At 70.4% G+C, this 25,029-nt stretch carries 22 protein-coding genes; 5 read left to right on the plus strand and 17 right to left on the minus strand.

Going from position 1 to position 25,029, the window contains the following annotated elements; all coding sequences use genetic code 11:
• Positions 1 to 100 precede the first annotated feature (100 nt).
• Positions 101 to 1,171: a PQQ-dependent sugar dehydrogenase gene (locus AB0I03_RS00380; protein WP_360403999.1), complete on the plus strand. Its 1,071-nt coding sequence runs from the start codon at positions 101 to 103 to the stop codon at positions 1,169 to 1,171.
• A gap of 49 nt (positions 1,172 to 1,220) precedes the next feature.
• On the opposite strand, the gene AB0I03_RS00385 is transcribed toward AB0I03_RS00380, so the two are convergent.
• The 6 genes from AB0I03_RS00385 to metF all read right to left on the minus strand — a co-directional run bounded on the left by AB0I03_RS00385 (position 1,221) and on the right by metF (position 8,015).
• Positions 1,221 to 2,603 carry a protein kinase gene (locus AB0I03_RS00385; protein WP_360404002.1) on the minus strand — a complete coding sequence of 461 codons (1,383 nt, stop codon included), beginning with the start codon at positions 2,601 to 2,603 and terminating at the stop codon, positions 1,221 to 1,223.
• Positions 2,604 to 2,788: 185 nt separating this feature from the next.
• Positions 2,789 to 4,576, minus strand: coding sequence for an aspartate--tRNA ligase (gene aspS, locus AB0I03_RS00390; RefSeq protein ID WP_360404005.1), 1,788 nt, complete (start codon positions 4,574 to 4,576; stop codon positions 2,789 to 2,791).
• Positions 4,577 to 4,950: 374 nt separating this feature from the next.
• Positions 4,951 to 5,379 (minus strand): SAV_6107 family HEPN domain-containing protein, encoded by a 429-nt coding sequence (locus AB0I03_RS00395; protein WP_208498367.1) that lies wholly within the window; start codon positions 5,377 to 5,379, stop codon positions 4,951 to 4,953.
• A 348-nt stretch (positions 5,380 to 5,727) separates the two neighbouring features.
• Positions 5,728 to 6,108 (minus strand): tetratricopeptide repeat protein, encoded by a 381-nt coding sequence (locus AB0I03_RS00400; RefSeq protein WP_360404008.1) that lies wholly within the window; start codon positions 6,106 to 6,108, stop codon positions 5,728 to 5,730.
• Positions 6,109 to 6,379: 271 nt separating this feature from the next.
• Positions 6,380 to 6,988, minus strand: a complete 609-nt coding sequence (locus tag AB0I03_RS00405) for a hypothetical protein (RefSeq protein ID WP_360404011.1) — start codon at positions 6,986 to 6,988, stop codon at positions 6,380 to 6,382.
• Positions 6,989 to 7,109: 121 nt separating this feature from the next.
• A complete protein-coding gene (metF, locus tag AB0I03_RS00410) occupies positions 7,110 to 8,015 on the minus strand; it encodes a methylenetetrahydrofolate reductase [NAD(P)H] (RefSeq protein ID WP_360404014.1) in 906 nt (301 codons plus the stop codon).
• A 138-nt stretch (positions 8,016 to 8,153) separates the two neighbouring features.
• Here metF and AB0I03_RS00415 point away from each other — a divergent pair, with 138 nt between their 5' ends.
• A complete protein-coding gene (locus tag AB0I03_RS00415; protein WP_360405861.1) occupies positions 8,154 to 9,164 on the plus strand; it encodes a polyprenyl synthetase family protein in 1,011 nt (336 codons plus the stop codon).
• Between the two features lie 149 nt (positions 9,165 to 9,313).
• Positions 9,314 to 9,988 carry a hypothetical protein gene (locus AB0I03_RS00420; protein WP_360404017.1) on the plus strand — a complete coding sequence of 225 codons (675 nt, stop codon included), beginning with the start codon at positions 9,314 to 9,316 and terminating at the stop codon, positions 9,986 to 9,988.
• A gap of 158 nt (positions 9,989 to 10,146) precedes the next feature.
• On the opposite strand, the gene AB0I03_RS00425 is transcribed toward AB0I03_RS00420, so the two are convergent.
• The 8 genes from AB0I03_RS00425 to AB0I03_RS00460 form a co-directional block, all read right to left on the minus strand.
• Positions 10,147 to 11,346, minus strand: a complete 1,200-nt coding sequence (locus AB0I03_RS00425) for a PrsW family glutamic-type intramembrane protease (RefSeq protein WP_360404020.1) — start codon at positions 11,344 to 11,346, stop codon at positions 10,147 to 10,149.
• Positions 11,343 to 11,936: a hypothetical protein gene (locus tag AB0I03_RS00430; protein ID WP_360404023.1), complete on the minus strand. Its 594-nt coding sequence runs from the start codon at positions 11,934 to 11,936 to the stop codon at positions 11,343 to 11,345. The genes AB0I03_RS00425 and AB0I03_RS00430 overlap by 4 nt, the downstream gene beginning before the upstream one ends.
• Before the next feature lie 176 nt (positions 11,937 to 12,112).
• Positions 12,113 to 13,210 carry a branched-chain amino acid aminotransferase gene (locus tag AB0I03_RS00435; protein WP_360404026.1) on the minus strand — a complete coding sequence of 366 codons (1,098 nt, stop codon included), beginning with the start codon at positions 13,208 to 13,210 and terminating at the stop codon, positions 12,113 to 12,115.
• A gap of 180 nt (positions 13,211 to 13,390) precedes the next feature.
• Positions 13,391 to 14,428, minus strand: a complete 1,038-nt coding sequence (locus AB0I03_RS00440; protein WP_360404029.1) for a 3-isopropylmalate dehydrogenase — start codon at positions 14,426 to 14,428, stop codon at positions 13,391 to 13,393.
• 217 nt (positions 14,429 to 14,645) lie between these two features.
• Positions 14,646 to 16,244, minus strand: a complete 1,599-nt coding sequence (serA, locus tag AB0I03_RS00445; protein WP_360404032.1) for a phosphoglycerate dehydrogenase — start codon at positions 16,242 to 16,244, stop codon at positions 14,646 to 14,648.
• Between the two features lie 456 nt (positions 16,245 to 16,700).
• Positions 16,701 to 17,126, minus strand: a complete 426-nt coding sequence (locus AB0I03_RS00450) for a regulatory protein RecX (protein ID WP_281846871.1) — start codon at positions 17,124 to 17,126, stop codon at positions 16,701 to 16,703.
• 85 nt (positions 17,127 to 17,211) lie between these two features.
• Positions 17,212 to 18,264, minus strand: coding sequence for a recombinase RecA (gene recA / locus AB0I03_RS00455; RefSeq protein WP_344473136.1), 1,053 nt, complete (start codon positions 18,262 to 18,264; stop codon positions 17,212 to 17,214).
• A gap of 151 nt (positions 18,265 to 18,415) precedes the next feature.
• Entirely contained in the window at positions 18,416 to 18,619 is a 204-nt protein-coding gene (locus tag AB0I03_RS00460; RefSeq protein ID WP_289956048.1) for a DUF3046 domain-containing protein, read from the minus strand.
• A 112-nt stretch (positions 18,620 to 18,731) separates the two neighbouring features.
• Between AB0I03_RS00460 and AB0I03_RS00465 the strand changes: the two genes are divergently transcribed.
• Positions 18,732 to 19,304, plus strand: a complete 573-nt coding sequence (locus AB0I03_RS00465; protein WP_289956049.1) for a TetR/AcrR family transcriptional regulator — start codon at positions 18,732 to 18,734, stop codon at positions 19,302 to 19,304.
• A 262-nt stretch (positions 19,305 to 19,566) separates the two neighbouring features.
• On the plus strand, positions 19,567 to 20,025 hold the full coding sequence (locus AB0I03_RS00470) for a DoxX family protein (protein WP_360404037.1): 459 nt from the start codon (positions 19,567 to 19,569) through the stop codon (positions 20,023 to 20,025).
• 383 nt (positions 20,026 to 20,408) lie between these two features.
• Here the strand turns inward: AB0I03_RS00470 and AB0I03_RS00475 are convergent, their stop codons facing one another.
• The 3 genes from AB0I03_RS00475 to AB0I03_RS00485 all read right to left on the minus strand — a co-directional run bounded on the left by AB0I03_RS00475 (position 20,409) and on the right by AB0I03_RS00485 (position 24,955).
• A complete protein-coding gene (locus tag AB0I03_RS00475) occupies positions 20,409 to 22,580 on the minus strand; it encodes a DEAD/DEAH box helicase (protein WP_360404040.1) in 2,172 nt (723 codons plus the stop codon).
• A 245-nt stretch (positions 22,581 to 22,825) separates the two neighbouring features.
• The gene (locus AB0I03_RS00480; RefSeq protein WP_360404043.1) at positions 22,826 to 23,860 is read right to left on the minus strand and encodes a GNAT family N-acetyltransferase; all 1,035 of its coding nucleotides are present in this window, start codon (positions 23,858 to 23,860) and stop codon (positions 22,826 to 22,828) included.
• A 72-nt stretch (positions 23,861 to 23,932) separates the two neighbouring features.
• A complete protein-coding gene (locus AB0I03_RS00485; protein WP_360404046.1) occupies positions 23,933 to 24,955 on the minus strand; it encodes a GNAT family N-acetyltransferase in 1,023 nt (340 codons plus the stop codon).
• Positions 24,956 to 25,029: the final 74 nt, after the last annotated feature.

Here is a 25,029-nt window from a genome sequence, read left to right on the forward strand (position 1 = left end):
CCGCCCCGAAGCGTGCTTACGATGGCAATTCAATCGATATTCGTCTATATCATGATTTCTTCGCTTTCTTACCCGGCATCAGGAGAGACAAGGAGCAGCCATGCGACGCAAGTTGACCGCCGTCGGCGCCGTCATCGTCGGAACGGCCCTGGCCCTCGGTACGGCCACCGCATCCGCGCAGGAAGGGCCCGGCGCCGAGCCGGAGCAGACCCCTGAGTTCGACTTCCGCACCGGCGACACGGTCGCCACCGGCCTCACGATCCCCTGGGGGCTTGGGTTCCTCCCGGACGGCTCCGGGATCCTGGCCGAGCGCAACTCGGGCGACGTGCTTCGGGTCGCCGCCGACGCCGACCCGGTGGTCCTCGGGAACCTCGAAGTCGTGGGCGGCACGAGCCAGTTCGACGAGCGGGGGCTCCTCGGTCTGGCCGTCTCCCCCGATTTCGCGACTGACGGGTGGGTGTACGCGTACGTCTCGACCGCGCAGGACAACCGGGTCGTCCGCTTCCACCTCAACGACTTCGAACCCGAGCCGGTCCTCACCGGGATCCCCGCGGCCCTCAACCACAACGGCGGCCGCCTGGCCTTCGGGCCCGACGGCAAGCTGTACATCACCACTGGCGACGCGAACGACACCGCGAACGCGCAGGACCTCGAGAGCCTCGGCGGGAAGATCCTGCGGGTCAACGCGGATGGAACCGTCCCCGAGGACAACCCGATCGAAGGCTCGCCGGTCTACAGCTACGGGCACCGGAACGTGCAGGGCCTCTCGTGGGGTCCGGACGGCGCAATGTACGCGACCGAGTTCGGCCAGAACACCTGGGACGAACTCAACCACATCGAACCCGGTGCGAACTACGGCTGGCCCGACGCAGAAGGGACCAGCGGCGATCCGGAGTTCGTCGACCCGCTCGTCACCTGGAGGACCGCAGAGGCCTCGCCCTCGGGCGGCGAGGTCGCCGGCGACACCATGTACGTCGCGGCACTGCGCGGCCAGCGCTTGTGGACGGTGCCCGTGGAGGGCGGCGAAGCGGGCGCGCCGGTTGCGGTGCTGGAAGGCACGCTCGGCCGCATCCGCACGGTCGAGCTGGGCCCGGACGGCTGGCTGTGGGTGGCCACTTCGAACGGCGGCGGTCAGGACAAGCTGGTGCGGTACCGGCCGATCGGCGGCTAGGGAGGCAGAACGGCCCGCGGCACTGAGTCGCGGGCCGTCGCCGTCACTGTCAGGTGTCTTCGCCGCCTCCACCGCCGGCGGCTTCCGACGTCGGTCCTTCAGTCGGATCGGTGGTAGTCGGTCCAGCTGAAGTCGGCTCCTCAGATGTGGGCTCCTCGGAGGTCGGCTCCTCAGTGGTCGGTGTCTCGGACGGCGTCTCGCTGGGCGTCTCCGAGGTCTCCTCGTCGGTGGTCGGGTTCCAGTCGGTGTCGTCGTCGTCATCATCGTCGTCGGCGCTGGTCTCGGCCTCGCTGGTCGGCGCCTCTTCGCTGGTCGCCGGGCTCGACGGGGCCGGGGTTGGGTCTTCGATCCGGGCGTTCGGCCCCTGCGTGTAGTTCCACCAGATGATCAGTCCGATGATGACCAGCGCGGCGACCACGGCGGCGGTGATGAGCCACGGTGCGACGCTGCTCTTCTCCTCTTCCTGCGCCATCGCGCCGGTGGGCTGCTCGGCGGTGTTGCCGCCTGGGCCCACACCTGCGCCGAGGAGGGCGGTCTGGTCGGAGCCGAAGTACTGGGTCTGCTGGCCGTCGGGCGGGGTGGCGGGCGAGACGGGGATGCCGCCGGTGACGACGCGGCCCTCGCGGGCGGATCGGGCCATCTCCGCGGCGGAGGTGTAGCGGGCGCGCGGGTCCTTCTGGAGGGATTGGAGCACGACTTGGGCGACTCCGGCGGGGATGTCGCGGGAGAGCGGCGGCGGGGCCTGGGTCATGTGGCCGTTCATGACCGCGACGGGCGTGTCGGAGACGAACGGCGGGCGGCCCATGAGCATTTCGTAGGCGACGATGCCGAGCGAGTAGAGGTCGCTGGCGCCGGTCAGCTCCGCGCCGTTGAGCTGCTCGGGCGAGGCGTACGCGAGGGTGCCCATGACGGTGCCGGTCTCGGTGAGGCCGGAGGCGCCGCGGGCGGCGGAGATGCCGAAGTCGACGATCTTGGCCGCGCCGGTCTCCTCGTCCACGAGGAGGTTCGCGGGTTTGATGTCGCGGTGGATGATGTCGTGGCGGTGGGCGGTCTCGAGGGCGTCTGCGGCGGCGGCGACGATCTGCATGACCTCGGCGGGCGGCAGGGGTCCGCGGTCGCGCAGGATCTCGGCGAGCGAGCGGCCGCGCACGAGTTCCATGATGAGGTAGGAGACCTCACCGTCGTCGTTGGTCTCCTCGCCGTAGTCGTAGAGCGCGACGATGCCCGGGGACTGCAGGGCCGCAACGGCTCGGGCCTCGAGCTGGAAGCGGGTGCGGAACTTGTCGTTGCTCGACAGTCCCGCGTGGAGGATCTTGATGGCCACGGCGCGGCCGAGGCGGGTGTCGGTGCCCTTCCAGACCTCCCCCATGCCACCTGCGGCGATCCGCTCGTCCAATCGATAGCGACCCGCCACCAAGGTCCCGCTCTGCACGTCGAACCCGCTCCTCTTACTCCTGCATCGGCCGGATGTTACATATAGCAGCCGTCAGCGGGCCGCGGCCGCCGCCTTCACGGACTCCTGCCAGTCGGAATTGGCTGAGGGGCAACCGGGCACGCATCGAACGAAGACGGCGGCCCGGGCCGTAGGCCCGGGCCGCCCACTACGACATCGTAGGGCTAACCGGCAACCGCTTCGGTACCCGCTTCCTCTTCCGGTACGAAGTCGATACCGGCCTCGGCGCGCTGCTCGGGCGTGATGGTGGTGGGAGCCGAGGTCAGCGGGTCCATGCCGCCGCCCGACTTGGGGAACGCGATGACGTCGCGGATCGAGTCGGTCTTGGCGAGGAGGCCGCAGACGCGGTCCCAGCCGAGGGCGATGCCGCCGTGCGGCGGGGTGCCGTACTTCAGGCCCTCGAGGAGGAAGCCGAACTGGTCCTTGGCCTCTTCGTGGGAGAGGCCGAGCAGGTCGAAGACGCGGCTCTGGACCTTGGCGTCGTGGATACGGATCGATCCGCCGCCGAGCTCGTTGCCGTTGCAGACGATGTCGTACGCGTAGGTGAGCGCGTTCGCCGGGTCGGTCTCGAACTTGTCGATCCACTCCGGGTTGGGCGAGGTGAACGGGTGGTGGACCGCGGTCCAGCCGCCGTTCTCGGTGGGCTCGAACATGGGCGCGTCGACGACCCAGCAGAACGCCCAGGCGTCGGGGTCGATGAGGCCGACGCGCTTGCCGACCTCGAGGCGGGCCGCGCCGAGCAGTTCCTGGGCCTCGCGGCGGTCGGTGGCGGCGGCGAAGAACACGGCGTCGCCGGCTTTGGCGCCGACGGCGTCGGCGAGCCCGGCCAGGTGCTCCTCGGAGAGGTTCTTGGCGACGGGGCCCTTCGGCTCGCCGGTCTCGGCGTTGAAGGTGATGTAGGCGAGGCCCTTGGCGCCGCGCGCCTTGGCCCAGTCCTGCCAGCCGTCGAGCTCCTTGCGGGTCTGGGAGGCGCCGCCGGGCATGACGACCGCGCCGACGTAGCCGCCGGCGTCGATCGCGCCCGCGAAGACGCGGAACTCGGTGCCGCGCAGGTAGTCGGTGAGCTCGACGAGTTCCTGGCCGAAGCGGAGGTCGGGCTTGTCCGAGCCGTAGCGGTCCATGGCGTCGTGCCAGGTCATGCGCGGGATCGGCAGCTGGATCTCGTGGTCGGCGAGCTCGGACCAGAGGGCCTGGACGACGCGCTCGCCCAGGTCGATGATGTCGTCCTGGTCGACGAAGGAGGCCTCGATGTCGAGCTGGGTGAACTCGGGCTGGCGGTCGGCGCGGAAGTCCTCGTCGCGGTAGCAGCGGGCGATCTGGAAGTACTTCTCGAAGCCGCCGACCATGAGGAGCTGCTTGAACAGCTGCGGGGACTGCGGGAGGGCGTACCAGGTGCCAGGCTGGAGGCGCACGGGGACGAGGAAGTCGCGGGCGCCCTCGGGGGTGGAGCGGGTCAGCGTCGGGGTCTCGATCTCGACGTAGCCGTCCTCGACGAGGAGGTTGCGTGCGATGTGGTTCGCCTTGGAGCGCAAGCGGATCGCGTTGTTGGGGCCGGTGCGTCGCAGGTCGAGGTAGCGGTGGCGCAGCCGGATGTCCTCGGAGACGTCCACGTGGTCGTCGATCTGGAACGGCAGCGGCGCGGCTTCGGAGAGCACCGTGAGGTCGGTCGCGGTGATCTCGATCTGGCCGGTGGGCAGCTCGGGGTTCTCGTTGCCTTCGGGGCGGCGCGCGACGGTGCCGGTGACGGAGACGCAGTACTCGTTGCGCAGCTTCTGGGCGGCCTCGGCGGCCTCCGAGTCGCGGAAGACGACCTGGACGACGCCAGAGGCGTCGCGCAGGTCCACGAACTCCACCCCGCCGTGATCGCGGCGACGCGCCACCCATCCGGCGAGGGTGACTTGCTGGTCGACGTCAGCGGCACTCAGCGTGCCGGCGAGGTGTGTCCGATACACGGGTTCAAAACTCCTCGAAGGAAACGATTGGTCGATTGACCGGCGGAGCCGGTCCGCGGCCCGCAGGACTCGCCCGGAACGCCGCGCCGAGGCCCGCTTCGCGGGCCGGGGCCAATGACATTCTCTCGAGAACTCGGTGCCGGCAGCAATCGTATAACCGCCCGTGCCGCAGCGAGTCGGCCGTGCCGCCCGCCACGGCGGACGTCACGCAGGTCACGCCGCAGAGCCGCCGCGGCTGCTCCGCGCGGCGCGGGTTGCTCAGCGCGCGAGCGCGCTACTGCGCCCCTGAGCGCATTGCTGCCCCCCTGCTTCAGTGCGCGAGCGCACTACCGCACCGCTCCTTCAGCGCGCAAGCGCGCTACTGCACCTCCACTTCAGCGCGCAAGCGCACTGAAGCCGAGCAGCCTCACCACCACGTCGAGGAAGCGGCGGGCGTCGGCGACGATCGCGTCGGCTTCCTCCGGGGTGACGATGTCGGGGATACCGGCCTGCGCGAGCACCCGTTTGCGGGCGGTGCGGGCGAAGTGCGAGGCCCACTCCTCCAGCTCCGGGGCCACGCCCCGCAGCAGCTCCCAGGTGCTCGAGGGGCGGCCGGGCCGCCGCCTGCCCGTGGCGTCGCCCGCCCGCACGGCGAGCACGGCCACGGCCACCCGGAGGGCGGCCAGATGGGCCTCGGCGTAGCGCTCCCCGGGGCGGGTGCGCTCCGCCGCATCGTCGAGGTCGACGCGGGCGGTGGCGAGGAGCTGGAGCGGGGAGCGGTTGGGGAGCTGGTCGGCGGGAATGCGCAGGCGCGAGTTCTGCACGGTGCCCGCTTGCACCAATCGGGGCCCGCTCGCGCCGCGGGTTCCCACGGGCGAGGCGGATCGGGTAGCGGCGGGTCGAGAAGCTGCCATGACGTGGGCCTCCTAAACCTTGTTCGAACTTGCGTTCGAGAAATATGGAACCACACGGGTCCGACATTTCCAACCCCCATCGTCGCCCGAAATCAGCAATTGGCTACGGAGTGTCGCCCATCCGACAGCATTGTCATTGCCCGGCAACGGAAAAGGGGCCGCGAACCTGACGGTTCACGACCCCTTCCGATTGCCTGAGGCACACCGGGTGTTCGAAAAAACGCGGGCGCCTGCGCTTCGCGGCCCGCGCTCGTCGGGCTACTCGGCGATCTCGTGGACCATGCGGAGGTGGCCCCGGGCCTCCTCGGCGCGGCCCAGCCGCTGGAGCGTGCGGCCCAGCAGCAGTCGGGCGTAGAAGTCCGCCGGGTTGGCCTCGACCATCTTCTCGGTGAGCTCGAGCGCCTTGTTCAGCTGCGCCGACTTGAAGTAGGCGCGCGCGGCGACGAGCATGACGTCCGGGTGGTCCGGGTGGTCGCGCAGGAGCGGCGCGAGGAACTGCAGGGCCCCGAGCGGGTCCTTGAGGGCGAGCATCTCCTCGGCGTCGCGCAGCCGCCGAGTCTCCTCGGGGATCTGGCGCGGCCTCGAGTCGGAGTCGATGAAGGCGGCGATCTGGTCGTCGGTGATGTTCTCGTAGCGCATTCTGTGGACAACGCAAGTGCGCCTCGGATCATTCCCGGCCGGAACGATCCCCGCATTTCCGGCCCTGCCCTTCAAAACGGGCATCGCTGGGCCCCCGATGACAAGGGTGGCACCGGGGTACGACAGTTCCGCCACGTCAGTCGCGTGCCGTGCTGGCCATAGGCAGTGCGCCGGAGTACGACAGTTCCGCCGCGCCGGACGCGGCGTACCGGCCAGACGCGATGCGCCGGGGTACGACAGCCTCGCCGCCCCGGTCGTGGCGCGCGCCGGTTCAGTCGTTGCGCAGCGCCGTCGAGACCACGATGACCAATTGCAGCAGGCCCAACGCCGCCAGCAGCATCCAGGCGGTCACCGCGATGGTGATCGCGCCGCCGATCCACTGCTCGTACTGCCCGCCGCCCGCGACGGCGATCACACCTGCCGCGCCGAAGCCGAGGGCGACCACGAGTTCGCGGACGGACCGCTCCCCCATCGTGGTCATGCCGAGGTCGCGCAGGCCCACCTGCCGGGACCGGTTGCGGGTCAGCACGTACATCCAGCACAGCCCACCGGTGATCGTGACGGCCCAGCCGGGCGCGCCGAGGAGCCACAGCGCGACGAGCCAAGCGCCCTCCGAGAGGCGAGCGGCGAGCGGCTCGAACACCAGGACCCGCCGGGAGAGGCTCGTCGAGCGGGCTGCCAGGAGCGCGTACGAGGAGTCGGCCAGCGCCGTGATCCCGATGAGCGGCAAGGTGACCAGGATGACCGGGCCGCCGAGGAGGACGCAGAGGGGGATGAGGAGGCTCGCGACGAGTCCGACGCCGACGACGGCCCCGGGCTGGAATCGGGTGGAGAGGATGACCCTGCCTACAAGGGAGTCGGCGGGCACACGGGTGCGCATGGATGTTGTTGTAGCAGACGGCACCAACCGCGCATTCGCAGCATCGAACATAGAAGAGGACTCTACGTGTCTGTGCGGTGACTGCCATCCCTCGATCGGGTAGCCGACAGCGGCCGCCGCGTCACGGGCGGAGGTTCTGCCAGACGCGACGGGTGGAGCGGGAGTGGTTGAGGGTGGTGAAGTGCAGTCCCGGGGCGCCTTCGGCGAGGAGCCGGGAGCCCATGTCGGTGGCGACTTCGACGCCGATGTCGCGGATGGCGTCGCGGTCGTCCGCGACGGCGCGGAGGCGTTCGGCGAGCGCTTCGGGGAAGCTCATGCCGGTGAGGACCGCGAACCGCTCGATCTGCTTGATGTTGGTGACGGGCATGATGCCCGGGACGATGGGGATGTCGCAGCCGGCGGCGGCGACGGCGTCGCGCAGGCGCAGGTAGTCGTCCACGTCGTAGAAGATCTGGGTGATCGCGAAGTCGGCGCCGGCGCGGCACTTCTCGACGAAGTGGCGCACGCCGGTGTCCCAGTCGGCGTCGCGCGGGTGCCCTTCGGGGAAGGCGGCGACGCCCACGCTGAAGTCGCCGGACTCCTTGATGAGTTCGACGAGTTCGCGGGCGTGGAGGACGCCGTCGGGGTGCTTGACCCAGTCGGCGCGCGGGTCGCCTGGCGGGTCGCCGCGCACGGCGAGGATGTTGCGCACGCCGACGTTCGCGAAGTGGCCGATGAGGTTGCGCAGCTCGGCGATGGAGTGGTTCACGGCCGTGCAGTGGGCCATGGTCAGGAGGGTGGTCTCGGAGTTGATCCGCTCGGTGGTCTCGACGGTCTTCTGCCGGGTCGAGCCGCCCGCGCCGTAGGTGACGGAGACGTAGTCGGCGTTCTGGCCTTCGAGGGCGCGGATGGTGCGCCAGAGGACGGCGTCGGCCTGCTCGTCGCGGGGCGGGAACATCTCGAAGGAGAACTTCGGCATGCCCGAGCGCAGCAGATCACCGATCTTGGCGGTCTTCTGCGGCATCACGCTGGGCACTCCGAGAGTCATGCCTGCAAATGTAACGGCCTGGGTACACGTGTGCTGACCTGCACTGGCGACCACCCAATAGTTGGGATGGAACGGTGTGAGCCTAGGGTTCGAACCGTGGAGCTCAACGACCGCATCGACGCCGCCCTGACCGTCTTCCTGGACCGGCAGGCCGCCGTGATCTGCGGGATCGACCCCAGTCTCGGTGCGTATGCGGACGCGGTGCGCGATTTCGTGCTGCGGGGCGGCAAGCGGCTGCGGCCGGCGTTCGCGTACTGGGGTGCGCGGGGTGCGGGGCTCGCCGATTCCCCTGAGCTCGTGGCGTGCGTGGCGTCGCTGGAGCTGCTGCAGGCGTCGGCGCTGATGCACGACGACCTCATCGACGGTTCGGACACGCGCCGCGGGATGCCCTCGATCCACCGGCGGTTCGCGGCGCTGCACGAGAGCGAGGGCTGGTCGGGACGGCCCGGCGGGTTCGGTGCGGCGGCGGCGATCCTGCTCGGGGACCTGTGCCTGGCGTGGTCTGACGAGCTGTTCTGCTCGGCGGGGATGCCGTTCGCCTTGGTGGCCGCCGCGCGGCGGGACTTCGACCTGATGCGCACCGAGGTGAGCGCCGGGCAGTACCTCGACGTGTTGTCGGAGGTGCGCCGGGACGTCTCGGAGGCGACGGCGGCGAAGGTGGCGCGGTACAAGTCCGCGAAGTACACGATCGAGCGGCCGATGCTGATCGGCGCGTCGCTGGCCGGCGCACCGGAGCGGGTGCGGGAGCACTACTCGGCGATCGGGCTGCCGCTGGGCGAGGCGTTCCAGTTGCGCGACGACGTGCTCGGGGTGTTCGGCGACCCGGCGCAGACGGGCAAGCCGGCCGGGGACGACCTGCGGGAGGGCAAGCACACGTTCCTCATCGCGCGGGCCTCGGCGGCGGCCGACGCGGCGCAGCGGGCGGCCTTGGACGCGGGGCTGGGCGACCCGGAGCTCGACGAGGCCGGGGTGCAGCGGCTGCGAGCGGTCCTGATGGACACGGGGGCACTGGCCGACACGGAAGAGCGCATCGCGTCGCTTGCGGCGGAAGCCGAAGCGGCGCTGGAGGACTCGCGCGCCGATGTCGACCCGGCCGCGCTGCAGGTCTTCGCCGGACTGCTGGTCAAAGCCGTGAAGCGCGACTTCTGAGGACCCTCCACGTTGGAATTCGGGTTTTCGGTCGGCACGGGTTCACCCGAACGGGCCGATTGACACCCGCACGGGTGACCCAACGGTTACCACCGGTCGCCTCGCTCGTTGATACGAGTGAAGGACATGAAACGGACGGTGGGACAACAGTGGGACTCTTCGGCGCCATCGGGCGCGAGACCAGGGGCGCATTCCGTTCCCTCGGTTACGATCTGCGCCAGTCGCGGCGCTTCCGGCGGGCCGGTGCGATCGCGGTGGTGGCGGTCGCGGGCGGCATGATCGCGACCGGCGCGCTGCTCCGCGAGCCCGTGCCGGGCCTCCAGGACCTGGCCGACGAAGGCTCGGACATCACCGACGGCTGGTTCGGCCTGGGCGCGGACACGACCGGTCAGGACGCGGAGGAAGGGGCCTCGTCGTCGCCTTCCGCCGCAGACGAGACCGCCGATCCTGCGGCGTCGGCCCCGGCATTGGGCGAAGCGTCGAGCGAAGCGCGGAGCCGGAACACCGGCGAGTCGCCCGGGCTGGTGCCGATCGGCGAGGAGACCTCGCGCCCGGTCGAGGAGGGCAGCACGTCGCCGACGCCCACGCAGGAGCCGACGGAGGAACCGACCGACGAGCCGACCACGGACGAGCCGACCGAGACGCCCACCGAGGAGCCGACCACTGACGCGCCGACGACGGCGGAGCCGACGCCGAGCGCTTCAGTGCCCACGACCGACACCCCGACCACGGACCCGACCGCCGCGCCGACGACCGAGTCGAGTGCCGACCAGGCCCTGCGGGGCTCCAGTGCGCCGGTCCCCCGCAAGAGCCGCATCGACTGAGACCGCTTGCGGCGCTTGGCATCCGCTGACCTCTCGCACGATCTCGGTGAGGCGACGCCCGCGGCACCCGCGCCGAAGCGCCGTGACCGTGAGGTCCGGGCTGTTCATTGAGCGACGCCCGCGGCGCCCGAAGCACCATGACCGTGAGGCCGGGCCGTTCACTGCGCGGCGCCCACGCTGACGGCGCGTCGCCCCTTCGCTTCGTCGAGCTCGGCCCTGATCGCGGCGATGTTGCGCTTCACGGCGGCCACGTCGGGCCCGTCCTCCAACGTCTCACCGCGTCGCTGGTCGCGGGCGACGAGCGTCGCCAGGTTCACCAGCTCCCGGTGCAGCTGCCCGAGCAGGCTCGAGGCCTCCTTGCCCCACTCCTTGTGCGCGTGCTGCCGGGCCTTGCGCCTGCTGCGCAGCGACCGCATCTCGGTGAGGTCGTCGGCCGTGATGATCCCTTCGTCCTGATCGGACATCGTGGTCACGAACCAGTGCCATTCCGCGCGGGCCGCGAAATGGTAGAGCACGAAGAACAGGCCCAGGATGATCAGGCCCTTGCCGTAGCTGAGCGGGATCCCCAGCGCGGGCGGCATGCTCGAGGGCAGCGGCATGTTCCACAGGCCGTGCATCGCCAGGGCCAGCGCGTACAGGCCCGCGGCGACGCCGATGCGGGTGCTGAGGCGCCGCCGGGTCTGGGTCACGAAGAACGCGATGCCGAGCCCGGCCGCGCCGGTGTACAGCGGGTGGGACCACGGCCCGGCGACGAGGACGCGCGTGAACGTGACGGTGAGCGCGCCGGTGAGGTCGGAGTTCGGGTTCATGACCGCGTACTTGATGGCGTACGTGAGGTTCTCGACGACCTGGAAGCCCAGGCCCACGAGCGCGCCGTAGATGAGGCCGTCGATGGAGCGGTCGAAGTGCTCGCGCACGATGAGGACGAGCATGACCACTCCCATGGCCTTGAGCCACTCCTCGTTGAGCGGCCCGACGATGGGCGGGCCCCAGGTGCGGGCCCACTGGGCGTCCGTGAACTCGGCGAGGACGACGATCGCGGCGTCGTTCGCGAACATCGCGAAGGCAACGGCGGCGAGGCCGCCCCAGCACATGGCGGCGGCACGCACCGTGGGCGGCTCGCGCTCGAAGAGGTCGAGGCGGGCCAGGATGTCGAGGAAGAAGTACGCGAGCACGGCGTTCACGCCGATGGAGGCCCACAGGGCGGTCGCGATGTCGCCGTAGTCGGGCGAGAGGACGCGGCCGAGTTCGAGCAGGCCGTAGACGAGGCAGGCGACGAAGAGCCAGTAGGCGGGGCGCCGGATGCGGACGAAGGCGCCCTGGCTCTCGACTACTACGCGTTCGGTCCGGACGTTCACTCGCCCTCCAGTCGGAACGCGTCGATGAACGGGTCCGGGTCGACGGTGGCGCTGCCGGGGTCGTCGCCCGGGGCGATGAGGATGAGGATCGCGGCCGCGCCGCCGTCCTCGCCGACGACGGTGATCGATCCGGCGGTGTCGAGGCCGACGATGTCGGCGCGGTAGCCCGAGAGGCCCGAGGCGGCGTTCGTGTAGGGGCGCTCGTTGTTGTAGGCGTAGCCGCGTTCGGCGGTGATCGGGTCGGCGCGGCGGACGAGGAGGTTCTCGAGGCTCTCGACGTGGGTGTCGACCTCGACGGCGGCGGTGAGGGCACCGTGGCGGAAGTTCTGGCGCTGGTCGGCCATGTGGATGCCCGGGGAGGTCCAGCCCTCGCCGGGCAGCGTGAACTCGAGGCTGGCGCCGGTGACGGGGTAGGACTGGAGGTAGAGGGTCTCGCCGGCGTCGATCTGCTGCACGGAGTCGCCGAGGGCGCGTTCGATGCCGATCCAGAACACCAGCGGCAGCGCGATGGCCAGGGCCGCGACGACGGCCTGCCACATGCGGCCGCGTTCGACCCCGAACCGGTTCAGGTCGATGGTGACGTCGCCCAAAGTCCCCTCCCCGAGCCTTGACACGCGTGGATATCAAGGTACGGGAAGGGGACCGGGAATGGTCCCGATTTCCGGCGACGGGCAACGGCAGGAGGGCGTCAAGCGACCGTCTGCTCGGCAGTGCCATCTTGACGACAGTGCCGATCGTGACGGCGGTGCCGCTGACCGGCCTGCCGCTAGGCGACCTTGGTGGTCCAGCCGTGGGTGTCCTCGACGCGGCCGTGCTGGAGGTCGAGGATGGTCTGGCGCAGCTGCATGGTGAACTTGCCGGCCTCGCCGCCGTTGACCTTGAACTCGCCGCTGCGGCCCTTGACGGTGCCGACCGGGGTGATCACGGCGGCCGTGCCGCACGCGAAGGCCTCGGAGAGGGCGCCGTTCTCGGCGTCCTCGCGCCAGCGGGCGAGCGAGTAGTCGGTCTCGCGGACCTCCCAGCCCGCCTCGGTCGCGAGCGTGAAGATCGCGTCGCGGGTGATGCCGGGGAGGATCGTGCCGAGCTTCGGCGTGTACAGGACCCGGTCGTTCTCGTAGGCGAAGAACAGGTTCATGCCGCCGAGCTCGTCCACGTTCTCGTACTTGACGGCGTCGAGGAAGACCACCTGGTCGCAGCCGTGCTCGATGGCCTCGGCCTGCGGCAGCAGGCTCGCGGCGTAGTTGCCGCCGCACTTGGCCGCACCGGTGCCGCCGGGCCCGGCCCGGTTGAACTCCTCGGAGACCCACAGGTTGAGCGGCTTCGGGCCGTTCTTGAAGTAGGCGGCCGCCGGGGAGGCGATGACCAGGTACGTGAACTCCTTGGCCGGGCGCACGCCGAGGAACGCCTCGGACGCGAACATGTACGGGCGCAGGTAGAGGCTGGCCTCCTCCTGGCTCGGCACCCAGTCGCCGTCGACGGCGAGGAGCTCGCGGATCGAGGCGAGGAACCACTCCTCCGGCAAATTCGGCATGGCCATGCGCTGCGCCGAGAGGTTGAGGCGGCGGGCGTTGGCCTCGGCGCGGAACAGGCCGATGCCGCCGTCCGGGTACCGGTAGGCCTTGAGGCCCTCGAAGATCTCCTGGGCGTAATGCAGGACCGCCGCGGCCGGGGAGAGCGTGAGCGGGCCGTAGGGCTTGACGGTGGCGCTGTGCCAGCCGCGTCCCTCGGTCCAGGTCATCTGGAACATGTGGTCGGTGAACACGGTGCCGAACACGGGGTCGGCGATGAGCGCGGCGCGCTCGGCGGCCGGGGTCGGGTTCGGGTGCGGCTCGTGCCGCAGGTCGGGAAGACCGTCGCTGGTCATTGATCTGTCCTTCAGTGCAAGTGGCTCGGGTGTGGTGCTGTATTTGGTCCTGATGCCTAACTTACCGCTCGTTCAGGTGGTCGGGCGGCGCGCGGCCCGGTCGTCGCCGACACGGAAAAACGCCCGGCGAGTCGCTCTTGTCGGAGCGCTGGCCCGCCGGGCGTCGAAGCTGCTTGGGTGCTAGCTGAGCTGTCCGGCGACGTCGGCGGCTACTCGGTCGCCTACCTCGCCGGTGCGGATCTTGGTGCCGGAGTCGCGTCCGGCGAGTTCGCGCTCGACCGCGGCGTTCACCGCGGCGGCGGCGTCGGGGCGGCTCAAGTGCTCGAGCAGGAGCGCGGTGGAGGAGATCGCGGCGACCGGGTCGGCGATGCCCTGACCGGCGATGTCGGGCGCCGAGCCGTGCACGGGCTCGAACGTCGACGGGTGCGTGTGGTCGGGGTTGATCGAACCGGTGGCGGCCAGGCCGATACCGCCGGTCACCGCGGCCGCGATGTCGGTGAGGATGTCGCCGAACAGGTTGTCGGTGACGATCACGTCGAACGTGTGGGGCCGGTTCACCAGGAACATGGCGGCGGCGTCCACATGCTGGTACTCGGTGGTGATGTCCGGGTACTCGGCGGCGACCTCGTCGAAGGTGCGCTTCCAGAGCCCGCCGGCGTGCACGAGCACGTTGGTCTTGTGGACCAGCGTGAGGTGGCCGCGGCGGCGCTTGGCGCGCTCGAAGGCGTCGCGGATGACCCGCTCGGTGCCGTAGCGCGTGTTCAGGGACTCCTCGGTGGCGATCTCGGCCGCCGATCCGGTGTGGAGGTTCCCGCCGGCGCCGGTGTACAGGCCCTCGGTGCCCTCGCGGACGACCACGAAGTCGATGTCGCCGGGCTTCACGTCGGCCAGCGGCGTGGGCGCGCCCGGGTAGAGGCGGCTGGGCCGCAGGTTCACGTACTGGTCGAACTCGAAGCGGAGCTTCAGCAGCAGGCCGCGCTCGAGGACGCCCGGCGGGACCGACGGGTCGCCGATGGCGCCCAGGAGGATCGCGTCGTGCTCGTCCAGTTCGGACAGGACGCCCTCGGGGAGGACCTCGCCGGTGCGGTTGTACAGGCGGGCGCCCAGGTCGTACTCGGTCGACTCGTAGCCGGGAAGGGCCACGGCGAGCACCTTCTGCGCCTCGGCGATGACCTCTTGCCCGATCCCGTCGCCCGGGATGACCGCGATCCTGCTCATGCTGCCTCTCTGATTCCGTCCTCAGTCGCTGACGCGAACTGGTGCGCCGCTTCCGGTCTGGGACCGGCCGGTTCCCCATCGGTCAGTACTTCCCGGGGAAACGCGGAATGCGGGCGAGTGCGTTCACCTTAACGCACCCGTCCCGCATTCCGACGAACGACTCTCAGCAGGTGGAACCGGACCGGCGAACGCCACAAAAGCGGACACCGGACAGGCGCTAGTCCTGCAGGGTCACCGACTTGACGCCGCTCGCGCCGACCGACGCCTTGATGCGGCCGAGCAGCTCGGACGGCACCGGAGCGTCCAGGGCCATCGCCATGACCGCCTCGCCGCCGGCGGCCTTGCGGGCCACCTGCATCGCGGCGATGTTGATGCCCAGGTCGCCGAGCGCGCCGCCGATGAGGCCGACGACGCCGGGACGGTCGGTGTAGCGCAGGAACAGCAGCGAGCCGTCCAGGTCGATGTCGAGCTCGAAGCCGTCGATCTCGGTCAGGCGCAGGCCGCCGTGCGGACCCGGGCTGATCGTGCCCGAGACCGTGAGGCTCCGGCCGTCGACGAGCGCACCGCGCAGCGTCAGCAGCGTCTGGTACTCCGGCGACTCCTTCGAGGTGAACAGGCCGACCTCGACACCGCGCTGGTCGGCCACGAGCGGCGCGTTCACGTAGGTGACCGAGTCGGCCACGTCCACGAACAGGCCCTTGGTGGCCGCGAGCTGCAGCACCGTGACGTCGTGGTCGACGACGTCGCCGCGGACCTCGACCGTGAGCGACTGGACCGGCGCGCCCGTGAGCGCGTTGAACGTGCGGCCCAGGCGCTCGGCGAGCGGCAGCAGCGGGCGCACGTCCTCGTGGACGACACCCCCGGCCTGCACGTTCGCAGCGTCCGGCACGAACTCGCCGGAGAGGGCGAGGCGGACGCTCTTGGCGACCGCCAGGCCCGCGTTGTCCTGCGCCTCGCGCGTGGACGCGCCCAGGTGCGGGGCGGCGACCACGTTGTCGAGCGCGAACAGCGGCGAATCGGTGCACGGCTCCTTGACGAACACGTCGAGGCCGGCGGCGGCCACGCGGCCGTCCTGCAGCGCGACCGCGAGCGCCTCTTCGTCGATGAGCCCGCCGCGCGCGGCGTTGACGATGCGCACACCCGGCTTGACCTTGTTGAACGCGTCCTCGCCGAGGATGCCCACGGTCTCGGGCGTCTTCGGCAGGTGGATCGTGATGAAGTCCGAGGCGGCCAGCAGCGTGTCGAGGTCGACGAGCTTCACGCCGAGCTTCGCGGCGATCGCGGGCTGGGCGTACGGGTCGTACGCGACCACGTCCATGTCGAAGGCCTGCATGCGGGTGGTGACGAGCTGCCCGATCTTGCCGAAGCCGATGACGCCGAGGGTCTTGCCCTGGATCTCGACACCGGTGAACTTCTTGCGGTCCCAGCGCCCGGCGCGCAGCGAGGCGTCGGCTCGGGCGATGTGGCGGGCGCTGGCGAGCAGCAGCGTGATGGCCTGCTCGGCGGCGGAGACGATGTTGGAGGTCGGCGCGTTGACGACCATGACGCCGCGTTCGGTGGCGGCGGGCAGGTCGACGTTGTCGAGCCCGACGCCGGCGCGCGCGATGACCTTGAGTTTCGGCGCGTGCTCGAGCGCGGCCGCGTTGATGGTGGTGGCGGAGCGGACGATCACGGCATCCGCCTCGACCAGCGCGGCGTGGAGGGACTCCACGTTCGTACCGTCGATCTCCCGGACGTCGAAGTCTCCGGAGAGGACTTCGACCGCGGCGGGCGCTAGCGGGTCGGCAATGACCACGACGGGTTTCGGTTCGGTCATGGATACCTCGCAAAGGTAAGGAGAGACGGAGGACCGGGCGCGGCGCTGCGTCGTCGCGGCCAATGGTATGTCCAACGCGTTAACGGCTCCTTACCGACCTGCCGCATTCCGAATCCTGGAACACCGCTCGCATGTCAGACCCCACAGGTCACGGCCGAGACGGTGCGCTCCGCACGAGCGGCCGCCCGCTTTGTGAGATTCGCGGCCGAGCGCCGCTTGCGACTCTGACGCGAGGGCGGCTCGGCTTCGCAGTCGCCCCCGGTTTCGATGGTGCCCGGCCCCACCGACATGTCGTACCCTTGCGCCACACTGGAATCGGGGGCGCAGCGGATGCCCGATTTGTAGGCGAGCGCCGTGTTTGGACAGACGGCCGCGGTTGTAGGCGTGGCGCAGGTCGGCGAGCATGGCCTCGATGAGCTGGCGGTCGCGGAGGCGGCGCTCGCCGCGATTGCGGGGCTATTCGAAGTGGGCGTCCTCGTCCAGGAGCTCGGCCGCGTCGCTCTCCGCCTCGGCGAGCACCTGCTTGACGACCGGGATCGCCACGCCCGAGCCGTAGCCTTTGCGAGCGAGCATGCCCACGAGCTTGCGGAGCACCGCGTCATCGGTCTGGCCCGCCAGCGACCGGTAGCGGCGCCTCGCCAGCTCCAGCGCGGCCGCGCGCTCGTCGTCGTCGCTCACCTGCTCCACGGCGGCGTCCACGAAATCGGGGTCGACGCCCTTGCGGCGCAGCTCCCCCGCGAGGCTCCGCTTGGAGAGGCCGCGGCTGCGGTGGCGGGACTCGACCCAGGCGCGGGCGAACACCGCGTCGTCGATGAGGCCGACCTCGGCGTAGCGCTCCAGGATATCGGTGACGATCTCCTCCTCGAAGCCCTTGCGGCGCATCGAGTCCCCGAGTTCAGAGCGCGTGCGGGGCCGGCCCGACAGCAGTTGGAGACAGTACTGCCGGGCCGCCTCGGGGTCGTTCGGCTTAGAAGTCGACCGGGGGTTCTTCAATCTCGACCTCGATCGGGGCGTCGGCCGCGGCCGCGTCGACGCCGAGCTTCTCCTTGATCTTCTTCTCGATCTCCAGGGCCAGGTCCGGGTTCTCCTTGAGGTTGGTCCGGGACTTCTCCTTGCCCTGGCCGAGCTGGTCGCCCTCGTACGTGTACCAGGCGCCCGACTTCTTCACGATGCCGTGCTCGACGCCCATGTCGATGATCGACCCCTCCTTGGACACGCCGTGCCCGTAGAGGATGTCGAACTCGGCCTGGCGGAACGGCGAGCCGACCTTGTTCTTGACGACCTTGACGCGGGTGCGGTTGCCGACGGCCTCGCCGCCGTCCTTGAGCGTCTCGATCCGGCGGATGTCCAGGCGCACCGAGGCGTAGAACTTCAGCGCCTTGCCGCCGGCGGTGGTCTCGGGCGAGCCGAACATGACGCCGATCTTCTCGCGCAGCTGGTTGATGAAGATCATCGTGGTGCCCGTGTTGTTCAGGCCGCCGGTGATCTTGCGCAGGGCCTGGCTCATGAGCCGGGCCTGCAGGCCCACGTGCGAGTCGCCCATCTCGCCCTCGATCTCGGCGCGCGGCACGAGCGCGGCCACCGAGTCGATGACGATGAGGTCGACCGCGCCGGAGCGGACCAGCATGTCCGCGATCTCCAGGGCCTGCTCGCCGTTGTCGGGCTGGCTGACCAGGAGGTCGTCGACGTTGACGCCGAGCTTCTCGGCGTAGATCGGGTCGAGCGCGTGCTCGGCGTCGATCATCGCCGCGACACCGCCCTCGGCCTGCACGTTCGCCATGGCGTGCAAGGCGATCGTGGTCTTACCGCTGGACTCGGGGCCGTAGATCTCGATGATGCGGCCCTGCGGCAGGCCGCCGACGCCGAGCGCCACGTCGAGCGCGATCGAGCCGGTCGAGATGGTCTTGATGTTCTGCTTCGGCTTCTCGCCCAGCCGCATGACCGAGCCCTTGCCGAACTGCTTGTCAATCTGGGCCAAGGCGAGATCGAGCGCCTTGGACTTGTCCTGAGCGGAGTTCATCCCGCCTCCCCTGGTTCCTGTCTGCTTAGCCATGGTGAACACGGTAGTCGCACCCACCGACAACCTAGGTCAACGGCATGTTCGAACAGGGCGCATCTCGCAGAGATGAGGAGCCCGCGGGTCCCAGGGCGAGCGGTGAGCGCGCAGTCCGTCAGCGAACGAGGCGCGAGGGGATCCGCTCGGGCCAGGCGCGGCAGACGGCCATCCAGACGGCCTTGGCGTTCTCGCCCTCGGCGAGCGCCTGGTCGATCGTACGGCCGCCGAGCTGCCCGAGGGAGTGGTCGGCGGCGACCGACCGGGCGTACGCGGCCCCGAAGGTCTCGTTCATCCGGTCCCAGAAATCGCTCAGCTTCATGCGCCGCTCCCCCGCTCCCCGCACCTTCCGGTGCGGCGTTCCCGCCGTTGTACCGGGACAACGGTAGGCGACTCCGTGGGCTGGGGCCAATCATGGGTGGCAAGATTGCCGGGTGCCTCGCGTCAGCCAAGAACACCTCGACTCCCGCCGCCAGCAGATCCTGGACGGCGCCCGCTCGTGCTTCGCCAAGTACGGATACGAGGGCGCGACGGTGCGGCGGCTGGAGGAGGCGACGGGGCTCTCCCGCGGGGCGATCTTCCACCACTTCCGGGACAAGGACGCCCTGTTCCTCGCCGTGGCCTCCGTCGATGCGGCGGAGATGGCGGCGACAGTGGCCGAGCGGGGCCTGGTGGGCGTGATGCAGGACCTGACGACGGGCGCGGACAAGCCCGAGACCGCCGGCTGGCTCGGCACGCAGCTGGAGGTGGCGCGGCGGCTGCGCACGGACCCGGAGTTCGCCGAGGCCTGGGGGCGGCGGCGCGAGGCGATCGCCGAGGCGAGCCGGGAGCGGCTCGAGCACCAGCGCGAGATCGGGGTGCTGCGCACGGACGTCGACATCGAGGTCCTGGCCGGGTTCCTGCACCTGATGTACGACGGCCTGGTGCGCTACCTCGCGACCGGCCGCGACGACCTCGACATCACCCGCATCCTCAGGCTCGTGGAAGAGGCCGTGCGCCGCCACTGAGCGGGCCGGGTCGACAGTGACGGGAGGGCGGGGCATGGTGCCCGCCCTCCCGTCACTTTGTCACTGCCGCATTGCGCCGCAATACGCGCACAGCATTCCTAGCCAGCAGACATTTACATTCATCATTACATTTTGCTAAACTCTTTCCTTAGTTGAAAACGCAACCAAGTCGCCCCGGGCTCCTCCGCCGCACGGTCGACCGACCGCATCGCAGTGCCGCTCACAGGCCGGTCCGGGATCTCACCCCCCTTGGAGGGCATACATGATCACCCGACTCCAACCGATCGGACTCCTCATCGGACGCGTCGTACTCGGCGTCGTCTTCATTGCACACGGCTGGCAGAAGTTCAGTGAGAACGGCATGGACGCGACCGTCCAGGGCTTCGAGGGTTTGGGCATCCCGGCACCCGCGCTCTCGGCCTACTTCACCGTGGGAGCCGAACTCATCGGCGGCGCAATGCTTATTGTGGGAGCGCTCCTACCTCTGGCGGGGCTGGCGCTCGCCGGCGTCATGTTCGGCGCGATGTACTTCGTGCACCCGCTCGACGGCGCGTTCTTCTCCCAGGAGGGCGGCTACGAGTACGTGCTGCTGCTGGCCGCGATCGCCATCGCCATCGGGTTCTCCGGCGGCGGCGCGCTCGCAGTCGACTCCTTGTGGCTCAACAACATCGGCGACAAGAAAGCGGAGGACGAGCCGGTTCGCGCCGAGAGCATGGCCTGACGCGACAACGCCGGGGCCTCTGAGCGGACACCGCTCGGAGGCCCCGGCGGCGGCACCTCGGCGGCGTGGACGTCAGCATTCGGCGGCGACCTTCGCGGGCGGCGTCGCGGCCGACGAGGATTGATGCCTCGCTGTCGAGATATATTCCTGAATGCAGCAGTGGGGCGCCCTCGAAAGAGCAGCTGGTGGCGGCGGCCGTCGTCGCGGAGCACCGCCCGGTGCGGCGAATGCCCTGGACGTCGCCGTCCGCGCCGGCGCGGAGCCGGTGGTCCTCTTCGTCCACTCGGCCGCGTCACGATGGTCATGTGAGACGCCAAGCGGCCCTGAGGAAACGAGTTCCTCAGGGCCGCTTGCTCAGTCAGTTCGGACCGACGCTGCGCTGCTTACCAGCGGTCGCGACGCTCGCGGTCGCCGCGGAAACCGCCGCCTTCACGGCTGCCGCGGTCGTCGCCGCGGAAACCGCTGCGGGTGCCGCGGTCGTCGCTGCGGAAGCCGCCGCCACCGCGGTTGTCGCGGTCGCCGTAGCTGCGACGCTCGCCGCCACCGCTGTAGCCGCCGCTGCGGTTCTCGCCGCCGCGGTAGCCGCCGCCTTCGCGGTTGCCCTGGTAGCCCCCACCGGAACCGCCCTCACGGTTCCCGCGGTAGCCGCCTTCACGATTGCCCTGGTAGCCGCCGCCGCTGCCGCCACGGCTGCCGCCGTAGCCGCCGCCGTCACGGCTGCCCTGGTAGCCGCCGCTGCGGTTCTCGCCGCCGCGGTAGCCGCCGCCTTCGCGGTTGCCCTGGTAACCGCCACCGGAACCGCCTTCGCGGTTCCCGCGGTAGCCGCCGCCGGAGCCGCCTTCGCGGTTGCCCCGGTAGCCGCCGCCGCTGCCGCCACGGCTGCCGCCGTAGCCGCCGCTGCGGCGCTCGCCGCCACCGCGGTCGTCACGCTCGCGGCGCGGGCCGCGGTCGTCGCGCTCGCGGCGCTTCGGCGGGTCGAGGATCTCGCGCTCGGCCTGCTCGCGCAGACGGGCCGCCTGGGCGCGCAGGCCCTCGGCGTCCTCCTTCAGGCGCTGGATCTGCTGCTCGAGGCGCGCGGCCTCGGCGTCGTTCTGCGAGGCCTGGTGGTCCGCCGCCACCGCCCGGAGGTCGGTGAAGTTGCGGGCGCCCATGAGCGCGGCCAGCTCGGTGTCGAAGTTGTCGCCGACGTGGTGGCGCTGGGCCTCCACGCCCGCACGCTCGATCAGGCTGAACATGCTGCGGTTCTGGTGCGGCAGCACCAGGGTCGCGACGTGCCCGGACTGGCCGGCGCGGGCGGTGCGCCCGGCGCGGTGCAGGTAGTCCTTGTGGGTCTTCGGCGGGTCGACGTGGAGGACCATGTCGACACCGTCCACGTGGATGCCGCGGGCCGCGACGTCGGTGCAGACGAGGGCGTCGAGGCGCCCGTTCTTGAAGCGCTCCAGGACCTTGGAGCGGTCGACCTGCGACATGCCGCCGTGCAGGCCCTCGGCCTTGACGCCCTGCTCGCGCAGTTCCTCGGCGATCCGGTCGACGGCGAGCTGCGTGCGCACGAACACCATCGTCAGGCCCGGCCGGGCGGCGACGGCGGCCGTCATCGTGGCCTTGTCGCGCGGGCCGATGAGCAGCAGGTGGTGGGTCATGGTGGTGACCGAGCCGGCCGACGGGTCGACCGAGTGGGTGACCGGGTCCTGCAGGTACTTGCGCACCAGGACGTCGATCTCCTTCTCCAGGGTCGCGGAGAAGAGCATGCGCTGGCCGCCGACGGGGAGCATGTCGAACAGCTCCTCGACCTCGGGCAGGAAGCCCATGTCGGCCATCTGGTCGGCCTCGTCGAGGATGGCGAGCTCGACCGAGTCGAGCGAGCACTCGCCGCGGCGGATCAGGTCGCGCAGGCGGCCCGGGGTGGCGACGAGCATGTCGACTCCGGAGCGCAGCGCGTCGATCTGGCGGTTGAACGCCGTACCGCCGCAGACGACCTTCATGTCGATGCCCACGGCGTCGCCGAAGGTCTGGAGCGACTCGGCGACCTGGATGGCCAGTTCGCGGGTCGGGGTCAGGATGATCGCGCGGGGCCGCTTGGCCTTGGTGCGACCGCCCGCGGCGAGGCGGGCCAGGGTCGGCAGACCGAAGGCCAGGGTCTTGCCCGAGCCGGTCTGGCCGCGGCCGAGGATGTCGCGCCCGGCGAGGGCGTCGGGGATCGTCGCGGCCTGGATCGGGAAGGGCGTGATGATGCCCTGCTCGGCCAGCGCGGCGGTGATCTTCTCGGGCAGGCCGAGTTCCTCGAAGGACGGACCGGTGTAGGCCGGGACCTCATCGGCTTCGACGGAGAACGCCGCGTCGGGAGTCGCTTCCGCCGCAAGGGCTTCGGTGGTCTCGACGGCCGGGGCCGCTTCGACGGCCGCAGCGGTCTCGACGGATTCGAGGGTCTCGGCAGCGGCCTCGAGAGCGGCTTCGACCGTGGCGGGAGCCTCGGTCGCGGCGGCGGTCTCGACGGCCTGCACGTCAGTGGTTTCGGGGGTTTCGGGGGTTTCGAGCGCCGTGTCGGATCCACTCATGGCAGTATCCGGCACAGTTTTGTCAAGGGTCATGGTTCGCCTTCCGCGAGAACGACTTCGTAAGTGACGCACGTTCCGCGGAGATTTGGTTCACCATGAGCCGACGGTGATAGGGCGGGACGCGCCTGATCGGGCCACAAAGAGGGCCAGCTATTGACAATAGCCGACCGCGGAGCGGGCTCGCCACCTCCGCGGTCGGCTTGTGCCTAGGGACACCATTTCGAGGCCGTGTCCCCGGGCGGGTCCTACTCGGATCGGGCCTCGAACTTGCGCTGGAATTCGCCTCCGGCGTCGACGATCTCGTACCCGAGGGTGACGTTGATGTCGATCATGGGGGCGTTGACGTCGGCGTTGTCCGTCCAGATCGCACGGATGTGCGGGAAGTTCTCGCGCACCAGCCGGAGGTTGACGATCTTGAGGAGCAGGCCGAGGCGGTGGCCGCGGTGGTCCTTGTCGACGATCGTGATGCCCTGGTAGGCGTCCGGGAACTCGCCGTCGTCGTGGATGAACACGCACGTGTTGGCGACGACCTCGCCGGTGCCGCGGTAGCGGGCGACGGTCTGGACCATCGTCATGCCCATGGCATCGTTGCGGTCCTGCCTGGCGGTCTTCAGCTCCGCGTCGATGGTCTCGGGCTCGAGCTCGAGGTCGCCCAGCGGGACCTCTGCGAGGATCGTGGAGTCGATGCGCGCCATCGTCTCGATGAGCTCCGCGGGGGTGCGGCCGACCCACGAGATGATCTCGTAGTCGTCGCCGGCGGCGGCTTCGGCCTTCTCGAGGAGGGCCTGCTCGGTGGCGGCGTCGAGGGCGTCCACGGCGCAGCGGCGGTTGATCCAGGTGAGTGCGAGCTTGAAGCCGTGCTTCTCCAGGAACTGCTGCCCGGCCTTGGAGCGTTCCAGGCCGCCTTCCCAGCTCATATGGGTGTCGAGGGTGAGTTCGGTGCGGCCGCGCTCGCGCGCGTACGCGATGAAGGTGTCGACCAGGGCCGAGCCGATGCCCTTGCGGCGGTGGTCGGGGTGGACGTTGATCCAGGCCCAGCCGAAGTGCAGGTTGGCGCGGGTGGGGAGGCCGATGCCGAGGACGGCGACGACCTGGCCGTCTTCGACGGCGACGAAGTGGGCTTCGTCCTCGTCCGGCGGCGGGTAGCCGAGGCCGGCGACGAAGGTGGCCCGGTGCGGGGCGGGGTTCTCGGGGTGGTCCGCCGCGTGGACGGCGCACATGACGTCGAATGCGCCGGAGACGAGGTCGCCGTCAGCGGAGTCGAGTTCGATGATTTCCATCTCGTCAGTGTGGACATCGGCGGTGACCTGCGGCAACCGAATATCGGATTCGGCGGGCGCCGCCGCCCCGGTTCAGGCGTCGACGGCCCGCCGGTGGATGCCGATGCGTTCCACGGGCTCGAAGCCGAGGCGCTCGTTGACGGCGATCATCGGGGCGTTGGAGGCGGCGTTGGCGGTCCACAGCTCGGTGACGTCGGGGTGGTGTTCACGCAGGTGGCGCAGGTTGGCGAGCTTGACGAGGAGGCCGAGGCGGCGGCCGCGGTGGGCCGGGTCGACGATGGTGATGAGGACGTGGCCGTGCCGGGCGTCGGGGACGTCGTACACGTCGACGCGGGTGTGCGCGGCGACCTCGCCGGTGGCGCGGTGGACGGCGACAGTGTGGACGGCGGTCATGCGGTGCGCGGCCGTGACGGCCTCCTTGGCGCGCAGGCGCGCGGCGTCGACCTGCTCGGGCGCCATCTCGAGGTCCCCCATCGGCACCTGCGCGAGGATCATGGCGTCCATGCGGCACATGTCGTCGAGGAGGTCGTCCGGGACCGGACCGGTCCAGCTCCGGACCTCGTAGTCGCGGGACGCGGCCAGCGCCTCGTCCCAGAGGCGGGTTTCGACCGCGTCGCCCGGGGTGTGGACGGGGAGGCGGCGGCGCACGAGGTCGAGGGCGAGGGTGAAGCCGTGGCGTTCGAGGAAGCGGGTGCCGTCGCTGGAGCGCTGCGGGCCGTCGTCGCCGAGGGCGCGGATGGTGCTGAAGGTGAGGGTGCTGCGGTCTTCGGCGCGGCAGGTCGCGAGGGCGTGGTCGAGGAGGGCGGTGCCGTGGCCTGCGCCGCGGTGGCCGGGGTGGACGAGGAGTTCCCCGGAGGCGGTGCGCGGGTTCTCGGGCGCGACGTCAAGCCGCAGGTAGCCGATGACGTGGTCGTCGACGGCGGCGGTGTAGTGCCTGACATGGTGGCCCGGCCGGGGATGGGCGATGGTGGCCGCGTAGTTGGCGGCGATGATCGGCTGGCCGCCGGGGGCGTCGGCGGCTCTGACGGTGGCGGCGAGCCCGGCGGCTTCGGTCATGCGGGCGTGGTCGGCGGGTCCGATCTCGGCGATGTCCATCGGGCGAGTATAGGAGGACGAGTGTGAATTATTGGGGTGCAATCGATGTCGGGCCGGGCGGGGCGCCCGGCCCG

This window comes from Glycomyces sp. NPDC021274 (assembly GCF_040641195.1).
Taxonomy (GTDB): Bacteria; Actinomycetota; Actinomycetes; order Mycobacteriales; family Micromonosporaceae; genus Glycomyces.

Excerpts from the sequence above, each read along its gene's own strand:
- AB0I03_RS00485 (WP_360404046.1), bottom strand. The coding sequence starts at position 24,955 with ATGGACATCGCCGAGATCGGACCCGCCGACCACGCCCGCATGACCGAA.
- serA (WP_360404032.1), bottom strand. The coding sequence starts at position 16,244 with ATGACCGAACCGAAACCCGTCGTGGTCATTGCCGACCCGCTAGCGCCC.
- recA (WP_344473136.1), bottom strand. The coding sequence starts at position 18,264 with ATGAACTCCGCTCAGGACAAGTCCAAGGCGCTCGATCTCGCCTTGGCC.
- metF (WP_360404014.1), bottom strand. The coding sequence starts at position 8,015 with ATGACTCTCGGAGTGCCCAGCGTGATGCCGCAGAAGACCGCCAAGATC.
- AB0I03_RS00460 (WP_289956048.1), bottom strand. The coding sequence starts at position 18,619 with ATGAAGCTGAGCGATTTCTGGGACCGGATGAACGAGACCTTCGGGGCC.
- AB0I03_RS00470 (WP_360404037.1), top strand. The coding sequence starts at position 19,567 with ATGATCACCCGACTCCAACCGATCGGACTCCTCATCGGACGCGTCGTA.
- AB0I03_RS00400 (WP_360404008.1), bottom strand. The coding sequence starts at position 6,108 with ATGCGCTACGAGAACATCACCGACGACCAGATCGCCGCCTTCATCGAC.
- AB0I03_RS00480 (WP_360404043.1), bottom strand. The coding sequence starts at position 23,860 with ATGGAAATCATCGAACTCGACTCCGCTGACGGCGACCTCGTCTCCGGC.
- AB0I03_RS00435 (WP_360404026.1), bottom strand. The coding sequence starts at position 13,210 with ATGACCAGCGACGGTCTTCCCGACCTGCGGCACGAGCCGCACCCGAAC.
- AB0I03_RS00475 (WP_360404040.1), bottom strand. The coding sequence starts at position 22,580 with ATGAGTGGATCCGACACGGCGCTCGAAACCCCCGAAACCCCCGAAACC.
- AB0I03_RS00380 (WP_360403999.1), top strand. The coding sequence starts at position 101 with ATGCGACGCAAGTTGACCGCCGTCGGCGCCGTCATCGTCGGAACGGCC.
- AB0I03_RS00405 (WP_360404011.1), bottom strand. The coding sequence starts at position 6,988 with ATGCGCACCCGTGTGCCCGCCGACTCCCTTGTAGGCAGGGTCATCCTC.
- AB0I03_RS00440 (WP_360404029.1), bottom strand. The coding sequence starts at position 14,428 with ATGAGCAGGATCGCGGTCATCCCGGGCGACGGGATCGGGCAAGAGGTC.
- AB0I03_RS00450 (WP_281846871.1), bottom strand. The coding sequence starts at position 17,126 with ATGCGCCGCAAGGGCTTCGAGGAGGAGATCGTCACCGATATCCTGGAG.